Origin of the sequence: Legionella moravica DSM 19234 (assembly GCF_000423305.1) — a bacterium.
Classification (GTDB): Bacteria; Pseudomonadota; Gammaproteobacteria; order Legionellales; family Legionellaceae; genus Legionella; species Legionella moravica.
Map to the genome: position 1 here is coordinate 24,093 of NZ_AUHS01000008.1, position 12,296 is coordinate 36,388.

The following is a 12,296-nucleotide window of genomic DNA, read 5'->3' on the forward strand; positions in this document are numbered from 1 at the left end:
CGCTTCAATCATCTTAAACGCCATGATTACCCCAATCTTCACTCGAGGAAATTTTTAAATCAGTTCGTCACCGCCCTTGGATCCAAGAGAAATCTTGCCGTCCTCAGCAAGGCCTCTGGCGATTGCAAGAATCTCTCTTTGTGCACGTTCCACATCGCTTATTTTAACTGGGCCTTGTACTTCAATGTCATCACGCAGCAAATCTGCGGCACGCTTGGACATGTTTGAAAAAATTTTATCTCGTGTTGTTTCAGTAGTTCCTTTAAGCGCTACTTTTAGTTGCTCTGAGGTCACATCACGCAATAAAATCTGGACACTTCTATCGTCCATATCAACAAGGTTTTCAAAAACAAACATTTTATCGCGGATTTTATCGCTCAGATCCTCATCCCAATCTTTTATCTTTTCAAGGACCTCTTCTTCCATAGCACCATCGAGAAAGTTAATCACATCAGCAACGGTTTTAATTCCACCCACTGAAGTCGATTTTCCAACCGTTTGACCACTCAATTGTTTTTCTATAACTTTACCCAGTTCAGAAATCGCTTCTGGCTTAACGGTGTCAATATTACACATTCGTAATAATACCTCAGCACGTTTTTCTGCACTGAAATAGCTGACCACTTCAGCTGATTGTTCACAATCAAGATGAATTAATATTGTAGCGATAATCTGTGGATGTTCATTACGTATCACATCGGCAATCAGCCGGCCGTCAAGCCATTTTAATTTATTCAAGCCACTGTCTTTATGAGAGATCAAAATCCTGTCGATAAAAGGAGTCGCTTTTTCTAAACCCAAAGCTTCAATAAGTACTGTTCGCAAATAGTGTTCCGTGTCCACAGTCAAACTGGTCTGATCACTTATGGCACTGATGAAATCAACTAAAACAGATTGCATTTTAGCTTTACTGACCGAACTCAAAGAGGAGATAGCCATACCTACCTTTTGAACCTGTCGCGGCTCTAAATGTTTAAGTACTTCAGAGGCATTTTTCTCCCCCATACTAAGTAACAAAATTGCTGCACGTTCTATTCCGTCCATAGCTAACCTCTGTCAACCCATGTTTTAACAACCTGAGCAACGCGCTTAGGTTCTTTATCCACCACCTGGCGTAATAAATTCAATTGAGACTCATAATCGCTGATTTCGTTTAAACCGAGTTGATTATCCTGGCCAGACTCATCAGTTAATTTTAAACTCGCTTCTTCTTCACTCTTGTTACTTGCCAATGTCTTTAGCATGGGTTTAAACACGCCAAAGATCAAAGCAAGTAAAAATAATGCACCCGCTACTTGCTTCACTATGGACCAAAAACTGTCTTTTTGCCAAAAGCGCTCATCAGGCAGTCTTTCTATAGGATCAGGTTTCACAAAGCTGCTGTTGATCACATTCAAACTATCGCCTCTTTTTGCATTAAGACCTATTGCATCTGACACAAGTAACTTGATCTGCTCAATTTCCTGAGGAGTTAATGGTTTTTTCTCCATTTTTTTAGTTTTATCATTCATCACAGCACGATTATCAACCAGGACTGCAACCGATAACCTCTTAATGGTACCTGGTTGATTTTTGGTATGACTCACTGTTTTGTCTAATTCAAAGTTTTTTGTACTTTGAGTTCGAATATCACTTGCCTGACTTTGATCCGTAGTCGTTTGCTGGGGTGCAGCACCATTAGCAGCATTAGCGCCGTTAGCTCCAGTTTTAGGAGGAACATTTTTTTGTCCAAGTGCAGGATTTGGTGTTGGAACATTAGAGAGAGAACCTGGAACACCACTGGCATCATTACTAGCATTCCGTTGTTCCTGCATGGTTTGTTCACTGCGCAAAGACGACTGTTCAGGATTAAACAACTCCTGAGTCTGCTCATAACTGGTAAAATCAATATCCGCGGATACTTTCGCTCGTACTCTCCCATACCCTAGTATCGGAGTTAAAATGTCCTGAATTTTTTGTGAATATTGTTGTTCCAATGTTTGTCGATAATCAAGAAAACGCTCTGTGTCTGAAAATAACGTCTGACCAGCCCCCTCATTAAGTAACTGACCATCCTGATCCACTACAGTTACTCTGCTTGCACTTAAACTGGGGATGCTTGAGGCAACCAGATTGACTATAGCCGCAATAGTGTGTTTTTTAAGCTCCACTCCTGAATAAACATCGATAAATACTGAAGCGCTAGGTTGCTGACTGTCTCTGACAAATGCAGACTCTCTGGGAATAGCCAAATGAACGCGCGCTGATTTAATGTCATTAAATTTACTGATCGTTCGCGCCAGCTCTGTTTCAAGAGCCTGTTTATAACGAGCATTTTCCATAAATTGACTGCTGTTAAATGTTCCATTTCCAGCAAACATCGCTTCAGTACCGCTGGAATCACGAGGCAATCCTTCAGCCGCCAGTTTTAATCGAGCACTTTGTAATTCATCTGCAGGCACAAGCAAAACACCGTTATTTTGATCGATTTTGTACTCGATGCCGCTCCTCTCCAGAACCGCCAGGACTTCAGAGGTATCTCGAGGATTTAACTGACTGTATAGAGGGATGTAACTGGGATCGCGAGACCATAAAACTACGGCCAAACCTATAGCGACGCTTGCAGCCAAACCGACCAGCAAACCAATTTGGCGAGGGATAGATAAGCTTGCAAATTTCGCTGCCGCAGTAGAAGCATTATCAGCCAATGCCATTATAAACTCCTGTAATTTTATCCTGATTCTAAAAGAATTAGTCCATGGATTTCATCGAATCACCTGCATTATACAGGCATATTCATGATGTCCTGATACGCCTGGACAACTTTATTTCTAACCCGCAAAGTTGCTTCGAAACCCAAATTCGATTTTTGGCTGGCAACCATCACCTCACCCAGACTGACATTAGGATCACCCAGTTCGAATCGTGTTTTCAATGCATCTGAGGCTTGACTCATTTCATTAACTTGACTCAATGCCTTTTGAAACACCAGACTGAATGGTGTCTGGTTCGCATCAGCCTGATTGACAGTCCCTTCTGCCTGAGCAGACATGGTTCGAATTTGATTCAATAAATTTACAGTATTTATATCGCTCACTTCCCTGCCCCTTATCTTCATTCATTGCAATCAACTCAATCATCAAAAAACAGCGTAATGAATGTTCTGTTGTTTAAACGGTATAACCTTCTTCACGCATTTTAGCCAGCTTATATCTCAAAGTTCGTTCACTCACACCTAATAATGCTGCCACCCGTTGTCTGTTTCCTTCATGTTCCAATAACGTTTTTTCAATCAATTCAAATTCATGAATCTGTAAATTTTTACTGCTTGCTGTGACCGTTGTTTCAGATGTCAGTGTGGAGGTTAATGATAACTGTAAATGCTCTCCTTCAATGATTCCTTGAGTTTGCAATACCAAAGCTCGTTGAATCACATTATCCAGTTCTCTGGCATTACCCGGCCAGGGATAAGACAACATCAGTTTTTGTGCGGTTGGGCTAATCACCGGAACTACAGGTTGTTTGTGTTGACAATGTTTTCGAATCAAATAATTAGCCAATGGAATGATGTCGTTTTTTCTCTCTCTTAATGGGTGCCATTGCAGAGGAAAAATGTTGAGCCTGTAAAACAAATCTTCTCGAAAACGTCCGGCCTGCACCTCATCCTTTAACTGTCTGTTGGTGGTAGCAAGAATTCGAACATCCAGACTGATCATTTTATTTGAGCCGATACGCTCTACCTCTTTCTCTTGTAATACTCTTAATAATTTCGCTTGTAAACTTAAAGACATTTCACTCACTTCATCCAGTAGTAAAGTGCCTCCTTGAGCCTGTTCAAATTTCCCGGGAGTCGATTTATAGGCCCCGGTGAATGAACCTTTTTCATAACCAAACAAGGTGGCTTCAAGCATTTGTTCTGGAATTGCCGCGCAGTTAATCGCAATAAAGGGCTGTTTTTTTCGTGGAGAATGATCGTGTATAAAGTGAGCCAATACTTCTTTACCTGTTCCGCTTTCTCCACTAATCATCACGCCAACATCTGATTGTGCGACCTTTAAGGCCATAGTGAGTAAAGCCTGACTTTTTGGATCTTGCGCTACAGGCTCGCCACAATCATCCACTTCAACTTTAATGAATTGATTGATTTTCTCAATTAATACCTGAGCGCTGAATGGTTTTGTTAAGTAATCCACGGCACCGTGGCGTATGGCATTAACAGCATCTTCTACAGATCCATAAGCAGTCATTAATATAACGGGTAATCCTGGTCTTTTTTTATGAAGTTCTGCCAGCAATTGATTACCGTCCAGTTTATCCATGCGAATGTCTGTTAAAACCACAGCAGGATTATGCAAGTCAAGCAAGGTTAAGGCTTCTTTCCCATCCTTGGCTGTAATGTAGGTATGACCTGAAATAGTCATAGTCTCAGCAAGAGCTTCTCTCAATACCGGATCGTCTTCAACAATTAAAACATGGCTCATAAATATCCTTTATTCTCGTTTCATTCGACTCTGTTCATACCTGGTATATACAAGTTTACCTGTGTACCTTCGCCTTCAACAGATTCTAAGGTCACTTTACCTCCATGAGCTTTCACAACTGCAAAAACAACCGCTAATCCTAAACCAGTTCCTTGTGCTTTAGTGGTAAAGAACGGTGAAAAGGCCTGTGTTTTTACCTCGTCACTCATCCCCTTTCCATTATCCTCTACTGATATTTGTATACCTGAATCATCCATAGATGCAAGTGTTAAATGTATTTCTGTAGCTTCTGATTGCAACGCATTGATTACCAGATTCAAAACTGCTCCAATTAATGACTCTCCGTGAATGGATGATTCACGTGTTATTAATTGATTGTTCACTTTGAATAATACCGAAGAAGACTCTATGTAAGGCTGAGCTCTTTGCATTAATTGAGAGCACCAATAAGTCATATCCATCAAGATTGGTTTTATGGATGTGCCTCGGGCAAACAACAGTAAATCTTGAATTTGTTGTTCGATACTCCCATGACACTCTTGTAAACGGCGTATCCAATTTTTTATACGGGGATCAAGGTCGACAATATTATTTAAATGCTCAGTATATAAAATAGCAGATGACAAAGGGGTTCTGATTTGATGAGCCAGCTGGGCGGTCATTGTTCCTATAGACACCAGCCTTTTCTCATTTTCTCTCGCTTTCTCATAATCTCGTGTCGCAGTAATATCCGATAGGGTAATTAAGATACCTGGCAAACTGTCAAGAGATGAAATAGCAACATGTACTCGTCGTCCATCCGCCAAAGACACTTCATGACCATCATCAGCTCGTGGAACAAATGCCCGTTGAATGACATCCAGCCATAAGGAGCCTGTTAGTCCGTAACCAAGCATCGCTTCAGCACAAGGATTTAACCAAACCACACGCCCTTGAGCATTTAATATCACAAGCGCATTGGGTAAACTGGACAGAATATCCCATTCAGAAAATTCAATCTGAGGTTTAACCGCACAAGTCTGGTAATTACAATAGTCCATAAAATGATGAATGAAAAAGTTAGTTAATAATGACTTTAGCAAATTTCACGCCAAAATGAAAATATGTTTAAAATCATATAATTACTCAATTAAATATTTCCGGTTTTAAAAAAGACGCAAGCTAATCCATTGATTCAAAGAAAATTTGACATGGCATCAAATCAAAACAACTGCTCAATTGTTCTCGATAGAGCTTCTCCAGTTTTTAAATACATACCCCAAGGATAATCGGGAGGGCGAGCAAGTACAGGTAGGAGCAGGTTTTCATCAATGAGTCAAAGATTGATACCTATAAGAAGGTATGTGGGTATTTACTGGTACGCTAGAACGAGAATGATCATCAGTACCTGATTGCCAGTCATAATTTTGACACTGAGTAGGAATTCAATAGGAGTCTATTCAGAAGAGCTCACCTTTGAACCTATTTTATTTCAATAAGCATCGATTTCATGGGCTAACCATGAAATCGACTTAAACGCTCTTAAATGATGTATTAGAAGATCATGATACATCAAGCAAGGCTCGCCATTAGATGAGAACGCGTAACTCTGCATAAACCTCATTTGCTGTAAAGGAACCTTTCCAGGGAGTCACGTTAACACCAGTTCTTCCACTTGGCGCAGATAATGACGACAGGATGTAGTCAGGAAATGGAATATTGCCACCATCAAAATAGTCATAACCAATAGCCAATGAAGTTCGTTGAGTTAATTGAGCGGTAAGACCTGCCCCTACTCGCCAGGCAAACTCACTATCTGTGCTGGTCTGATTTACCGAAGCGATTTCTGTGCGGCCTGCCCCAAATGGTGCCGTTATGGTTCTAAAGTCTTTGACATTCAAATAATCAACACCAATTCCTGCACCGACAAAAGGTTGAACTGAAAAAGTTCCCACTTGCCATAATAATTTTGAATTGAGCGTACCCAGATCAACCCAACCATTTACCATGACGCTATTACTGTCCAATTTAAATTTTCGTGTTCGTTCATCACCGGTAAATCCAGTCACGCCAGTATTTGCGCCGGTCTGATATCTTGAATAATCGTAATCGCCTCTGTGCTCAAATCGAGCGTCAACACGAAGATAATCAGTAATGTATCGGCCTACTCCAAAAAATAACAGCGCAGAAGAACCTAAATTATCTGAGTAACCTTGATTGGAAAAATCCCATATTGTAGAGTCAACAGTAATATCGGCATCATTTGACCAGGAAGCCCCTGCTCCACCAGTAAGATACCATGACTCAGACTGAACAGCAGGTCCCATTGTCCCAGCAGCAGCTATAGTCGAAATGCCTAATGAAAGACAAACTGAAGCTAATTTGCAACTTTTTTGCATGATTCTAATTCCTTTTATTTTTAAGACATATTGTTATACCTGAAAATTCATTAAAAAATCAATGGGTTGAAAAAAATTAATGAATATGCACTGATCAATGACCAAAGCGATTTAACCTTTAGACTCATCATCCAATTGATTTAAAAATGCCAGCTTTTCAGCGATTTTGATTTCCAAGCCTCTTGGTACAGGTTTATACCATTGGGGATCTTTAATTCCGTCTGGAAAATAGTGTTCTCCTGCGGCATAACCGTGTGGTTCATCATGAGCGTAACGATATTCGCGCCCATGTCCTAACTCGCTTAATAATCGGGTAGGGGCGTTGCGCAAATGAACAGGAACCTCTCTGGATTTATCTTTTTTTACAAAAGACATGGCCTGATTAAACGCAACATATCCTGCATTGCTTTTCGCAGCAACCGCGAGATAAATAACCGCCTGAGCCAAAGCCAACTCCCCTTCGGGAGATCCCAAACGCTCATAAGTCATTGCGGCATCGTTGGCAATTTGCATCCCCTTTGGATCAGCTAATCCAATATCCTCCCAGGCCATTCGGACTATCCTCCTTGAAAGGTAATGCGGATCAACGCCACCATCAAGCATACGGCATAACCAATAGAGGGCGGCATCAGGATCAGAACCACGAACGGATTTGTGCAATGCTGAAATCTGATCATAAAAATTATCACCGCCTTTATCAAAGCGCCTGGAGTTTGGTGCCAAAGCATTCATTACAAATTCATGGGTTACTTCGCTCACATTCATTGCAGCACAGGCAGTATTAATTTGTTCGAGCAAATTAAGCAGCCTTCGCGCATCACCATCAGAACAGGCGATAATGTCTTCCAGTGCCTGGCTGTCGAATTGCAGATGAGACAAAACAGTTGAATAAGCTCGTTGAAACAACTCGTTTAATTCATCATCAGTCAAAGATTTTAAAACATAGACCTGTGCACGGGACAGCAACGCTGAATTGACTTCAAATGAAGGATTCTCTGTAGTCGCCCCGATAAAAGTGACAAGTCCAGATTCAGTATAGGGTAACAATGCATCTTGTTGCGCTTTATTAAAGCGGTGTATTTCATCAATAAATAATATAGTCTGCTTATCATGAATTAAATGATCTTGCGCCTGATCCATTGCAGCTCGGATCTCCTTAACCCCTGAGAACACCGCAGACAAGGCAATCCACTCACAATCAAAAGCCTGAGCTGTTAACCTTGCAATTGTTGTTTTACCTACCCCTGGTGGCCCCCAGAGTATCATGGAGTGAAGTTTTTGCCCCATAAAACTCAATCGCAAGGGTTTACCTTCGCCGAGTAAATGCTTTTGTCCAATCACCTCATCGAGATGCTTGGGCCTTAAAAACTCAGCGAGGGGCGGTGTAGGCTCCGTATTAAACAAACTCATTCGTAAATACCCTATATGCCCGAATGGTGCTTATTGCTGCACCAGATCGACCCCTTTAGGAGGCTTAAACTGGAACAACTTGGCAGGTAACTTGGGATTGGATTTTATTTGGACTAATTTAACCGTAGTCACCTGCCCTAACTGGTCATACAACTCCAGGCCGGTTAATTGTTCATTAGTAAAAATCAATTTAATCTGTTGGAAATTTTCTTTGGGAGATTTCGATTTCAAATTAAAAGTAATGACCTGCCCCACTTCTTTTTGAGTTACATCAAAATCTCTGGTGACGGTATCATCATAACCGCTCAAAAATAAAGCAGCAGTTCCACCAAGGCCTTTTTCCTGCTTTTTGACAGTGACCTGCTCTAAATCCACATCATAGACCCACATTTTTGTTCCATCGGCAACAACAAGTTGCTCCATGGGATCAATGGTTTGCCAACGAAAACGTCCTGGCCTCTGTAAGGCCATGGTACCCGATGAACGAGACACTTCTTTCTTTTTAGCTTTGACTATCTGATTAAAATGTGCACTCATGGTTTTGATGGAATTAAGCTTCTCTTGCAATAACTCCCCGGAGGTCTGGCTAAACAAACTGCCCGAAAAGCAGACCAGGATCAATACAGCTAATTTTTTCATGTTCATTCCTCAGTTACCGATGAAACCAGAACATCCCGGTATCCACCATCCAGTGGACCAACAATTCCCGTTCGCTCCATCTCTTCAACCATTCGTGCTGCACGGTTGTATCCAATTTTTAATCTTCTCTGTACCGCAGAAATACTTGCTTTTCGTGTTTGAATAACAAATTCTACGGCTTGATCATATAAAGGATCATCATCTTCTGTTGATTGACCTTCATCGTCCACACCACCTTCACCATCATTGGTCATTTTTAAAATGTCTTCGATATAATCTGGCTCACCTCTGGAACGCCAATCATCAGCGATACGGTGCACCTCTTTGTCATCCACAAATGCGCCATGCACACGCAAGGGAGCACCACTTCCAGGAGCCAAATACAACATATCTCCATGGCCTAGTAACTGCTCTGCACCCTGTTGGTCAAGTATAGTACGAGAATCGATTTTTGATGATACTTGAAATGAAATACGGGTTGGGATATTGGATTTTATCAATCCAGTCAATACATCCACAGAAGGTCGTTGTGTAGCAAGAATCATATGTATTCCCGCTGCCCGAGCTTTTTGAGCAATACGCGCAATAAGCTGCTCTACTTTTTTGCCAACCACCATCATCATGTCAGCAAGCTCATCGATAACCACAACGACATAGGGAAGCGCTTGTAATTGAGGCGCTGTAGTGTCCATAGAGTCTACGGGTTTCCATAATGGATTAACAAGCGGTTCGCCCTGAGCAATTCCTTCTGCAATTTTAGTGTTAAAACCTGCCAAATTCCTTACTCCCAGAGCGGCCATCAACTTATACCTTCGCTCCATTTCCTCCACGCACCAACGCAATGCGCTTGCGGCTTCTTTCATATCGGTAACGACAGGGGTTAATAAATGAGGGATGCCATCATAGACGGATAATTCAAGCATCTTGGGGTCCACCATAATCAAACGAACCTGCTCAGGTGATGCTTTAAAAAGAATGCTCAATATCATCGCATTAATACCCACTGACTTCCCTGAGCCAGTAGTCCCTGCCACTAACAGGTGGGGCATTTTCGCCAAATCTACTATCATAGGGTGACCGGCAATGTCCACGCCCAGTGCCAATGTAAGGGGTGAATGTGCCTGTTGATAAACGTCAGCAGACAGTACATCCGATAAACGAACCACTTCACGCGAATGATTTGGTAACTCAAGGCCAACCACGGTTTTCCCAGGTATAACTTCCACTACACGGACAGAAATCACCGACAGTGAACGCGCTAAATCCTTGGCCAAAGCGGTTAATTTACTCACTTTAACACCGGCTGCTAGCTGTAATTCAAATCGGGTGACTACTGGTCCTGGATGAACGGCTACCACATCGGCCTGAATGCCAAAATCCAATAAATGCTGTTCCACATCTCGAGAAACATTTTCCAGTTCCTGATGGGTATATCCACCCATAGGCTTTCCAGGTTGACCTTTATCCAATAAATTTAGCCCAGGTAAGGTACCCGATGAAGTCAACTTGGGAGGACGGATTTCTCTGGACTCTCGCACGTTTTTTATCACCTCAGGCTTGGCTTCTTCCGGAAGGATGAGAACCGGCGGTGCTTTTTCGCGATCTCGTTCTTTTTCCTTTTTCGGCCTAAATAATTGAGGTACTGATTTTTCTTTACTGGGAGCTTCTGATGTCGCCACAGTACGTTCTTTGGGGTTAATGGTAATGGAGGGCATTCTTCCTTTAAATAAGGTTATGACGTGCTTCAGAGCCTTATACGAGGCATTAATGCCTACTAGAGTATACTTACCAATAAGTTCTATCGAGATAAGCCAGGATAGGCCTGTTAGCAATGTTGTTCCCACTAAAAGCATGGCCAATAAAACAAGAGTGGCGCCCTGAAAATTTAACATCTGATACCAGCCATTGCTCACTGCCTGGCCTATTATTCCTCCAGCGCTATGAATAGAGTCCACTGCTTTGATTTCTGGTTGAAGAGTTAATAGTCCACATCCACCCATTACCATCAGAATAAATCCAGCGGAACGAATCATCAGAACTGTTTTATCGAAGGACTTTAACGCATGAAAATCTTTTAATAACGCCCAGGCAACATAAACAAAAGCTATAGGCAACAAAAATGCAAAGTATCCAAAAGCAAAATACAAGGCATCCGCCAGATAAGCACCGACTTGCCCACCAGCATTGGCTATATCAACTCCGGGCCGGGTAGCATGCGACCAGCCAGGATCACTCACTTTATAAGTAAATAGCGATAAAAGTACAAAAAGTGCGATGGATAAAATAAGTATAAAACCGCCTTCACTCAAGCGTTTTACAATATAATTTGGCATGGATTTTTTAGGGGCTCCAGCCTGTTTTCCCGAGTCTTGTTTTGCCATAGGTATTTTATTATTTTCGTTTTTGTCATAATATTTGCCATCTTAACACAAAATATAAGGAAGGCAGAGACGATGAGCACAAGCAATCACCACCGCTTAATCATACTTGGTTCAGGTCCAGCAGGTTACACGGCCGCAGTCTATGCCGCAAGAGCCAATTTAAACCCGGTATTAATAACGGGTATGGAACCGGGTGGTCAGTTAACGACAACCACCGAGGTAGATAACTGGCCTGGCGACGTTGAGGGTCTGCAAGGTCCTGCTCTGATGGAACGGATGCAAAAGCATGCTGAGCGCTTTGAAACTCAAATTATATTTGATCATATTGTCAAAGCCGATTTAGCGCAAGCGCCTTTTACACTGCAAGGAGACAGCACAACGTATACCTGTGATGCATTAATCATAGCTACAGGCGCTTCTGCCCGATATTTGGGTCTGGAATCAGAATCAGCATATCAAGGAAAAGGCGTTTCTGCGTGCGCAACCTGTGATGGATTTTTCTATCGCAATAAAAACGTGTGCGTTATTGGTGGTGGAAATACAGCGGTTGAAGAAGCTCTTTATTTATCCAATATTGCTGCATCGGTTACTTTGATTCACAGAAGAGATACCCTACGCTCCGAAAAAATTCTCCAGGATAAACTGTTTGAAAAAGCACGTACCGGTAACATCAAATTGATATGGAACTCAACTCTTGATGAAGTACTGGGGGATGGAAAAAAAGTAACGGGCGTTTCCATTCGCAATGTTCTGACTAATGAAAAAGAAGAATTATCTCTTGATGGCGTTTTTATCGCCATTGGTCATACCCCCAATACCTCTTTATTCACCGACCAATTAAAGATGAGAGACGGCTATCTCACCATCAAATCCGGACTGGATGGTATGGCAACAAGTACCTCTATACCCGGAGTTTTTGCCTGTGGGGATGTTGCTGATCATGTATACAGACAAGCAATTACCTCTGCAGGTTTCGGCTGCATGGCAGCCCTTGATGCAGAAAAATATCTGGATTCACTATAAAATCA

At 41.9% G+C, this 12,296-nt stretch carries 10 protein-coding genes; 1 reads left to right on the plus strand and 9 read right to left on the minus strand.

Going from position 1 to position 12,296, the window contains the following annotated elements:
- Positions 1-54: 54 nt before the first annotated feature.
- From fliG to G543_RS0101620, 9 genes are all read right to left on the minus strand, one after another.
- The gene (gene fliG, locus G543_RS0101580; protein ID WP_028382969.1) at positions 55-1,044 is read right to left on the minus strand and encodes a flagellar motor switch protein FliG; all 990 of its coding nucleotides are present in this window, start codon (positions 1,042-1,044) and stop codon (positions 55-57) included.
- 2 nt (positions 1,045-1,046) lie between these two features.
- Positions 1,047-2,693, minus strand: a complete 1,647-nt coding sequence (gene fliF, locus G543_RS0101585; RefSeq protein WP_028382970.1) for a flagellar basal-body MS-ring/collar protein FliF — start codon at positions 2,691-2,693, stop codon at positions 1,047-1,049.
- A gap of 68 nt (positions 2,694-2,761) precedes the next feature.
- A complete protein-coding gene (fliE, locus tag G543_RS0101590) occupies positions 2,762-3,076 on the minus strand; it encodes a flagellar hook-basal body complex protein FliE (protein WP_028382971.1) in 315 nt (104 codons plus the stop codon).
- Positions 3,077-3,149: 73 nt separating this feature from the next.
- The gene (locus G543_RS0101595; protein WP_028382972.1) at positions 3,150-4,460 is read right to left on the minus strand and encodes a sigma-54-dependent transcriptional regulator; all 1,311 of its coding nucleotides are present in this window, start codon (positions 4,458-4,460) and stop codon (positions 3,150-3,152) included.
- A 20-nt stretch (positions 4,461-4,480) separates the two neighbouring features.
- On the minus strand, positions 4,481-5,500 hold the full coding sequence (locus G543_RS0101600; RefSeq protein WP_028382973.1) for a sensor histidine kinase: 1,020 nt from the start codon (positions 5,498-5,500) through the stop codon (positions 4,481-4,483).
- Between the two features lie 528 nt (positions 5,501-6,028).
- Positions 6,029-6,838, minus strand: coding sequence for an outer membrane protein (locus G543_RS0101605; protein ID WP_028382974.1), 810 nt, complete (start codon positions 6,836-6,838; stop codon positions 6,029-6,031).
- A gap of 111 nt (positions 6,839-6,949) precedes the next feature.
- Complete coding sequence (locus G543_RS0101610) at positions 6,950-8,248, minus strand: replication-associated recombination protein A (protein ID WP_028382975.1); 1,299 nt, start codon at positions 8,246-8,248, stop codon at positions 6,950-6,952.
- A 30-nt stretch (positions 8,249-8,278) separates the two neighbouring features.
- The gene (lolA, locus tag G543_RS0101615) at positions 8,279-8,887 is read right to left on the minus strand and encodes an outer membrane lipoprotein periplasmic chaperone LolA (protein ID WP_028382976.1); all 609 of its coding nucleotides are present in this window, start codon (positions 8,885-8,887) and stop codon (positions 8,279-8,281) included.
- Positions 8,888-8,889: 2 nt separating this feature from the next.
- Positions 8,890-11,268 carry a DNA translocase FtsK gene (locus G543_RS0101620; RefSeq protein WP_028382977.1) on the minus strand — a complete coding sequence of 793 codons (2,379 nt, stop codon included), beginning with the start codon at positions 11,266-11,268 and terminating at the stop codon, positions 8,890-8,892.
- A gap of 72 nt (positions 11,269-11,340) precedes the next feature.
- Here G543_RS0101620 and trxB point away from each other — a divergent pair, with 72 nt between their 5' ends.
- Positions 11,341-12,291, plus strand: a complete 951-nt coding sequence (gene trxB, locus G543_RS0101625; protein ID WP_028382978.1) for a thioredoxin-disulfide reductase — start codon at positions 11,341-11,343, stop codon at positions 12,289-12,291.
- Positions 12,292-12,296: the final 5 nt, after the last annotated feature.

Bases quoted from the DNA above. Each gene is read 5' to 3' on its own strand.
- fliG (WP_028382969.1), bottom strand. From the start codon at position 1,044: ATGGACGGAATAGAACGTGCAGCAATTTTGTTACTTAGTATGGGGGAG.
- fliF (WP_028382970.1), bottom strand. From the start codon at position 2,693: ATGGCATTGGCTGATAATGCTTCTACTGCGGCAGCGAAATTTGCAAGC.
- G543_RS0101595 (WP_028382972.1), bottom strand. From the start codon at position 4,460: ATGAGCCATGTTTTAATTGTTGAAGACGATCCGGTATTGAGAGAAGCT.
- G543_RS0101600 (WP_028382973.1), bottom strand. From the start codon at position 5,500: ATGGACTATTGTAATTACCAGACTTGTGCGGTTAAACCTCAGATTGAA.
- G543_RS0101605 (WP_028382974.1), bottom strand. From the start codon at position 6,838: ATGCAAAAAAGTTGCAAATTAGCTTCAGTTTGTCTTTCATTAGGCATT.
- G543_RS0101610 (WP_028382975.1), bottom strand. From the start codon at position 8,248: ATGAGTTTGTTTAATACGGAGCCTACACCGCCCCTCGCTGAGTTTTTA.
- lolA (WP_028382976.1), bottom strand. From the start codon at position 8,887: ATGAAAAAATTAGCTGTATTGATCCTGGTCTGCTTTTCGGGCAGTTTG.
- G543_RS0101620 (WP_028382977.1), bottom strand. From the start codon at position 11,268: ATGGCAAAACAAGACTCGGGAAAACAGGCTGGAGCCCCTAAAAAATCC.
- trxB (WP_028382978.1), top strand. From the start codon at position 11,341: ATGAGCACAAGCAATCACCACCGCTTAATCATACTTGGTTCAGGTCCA.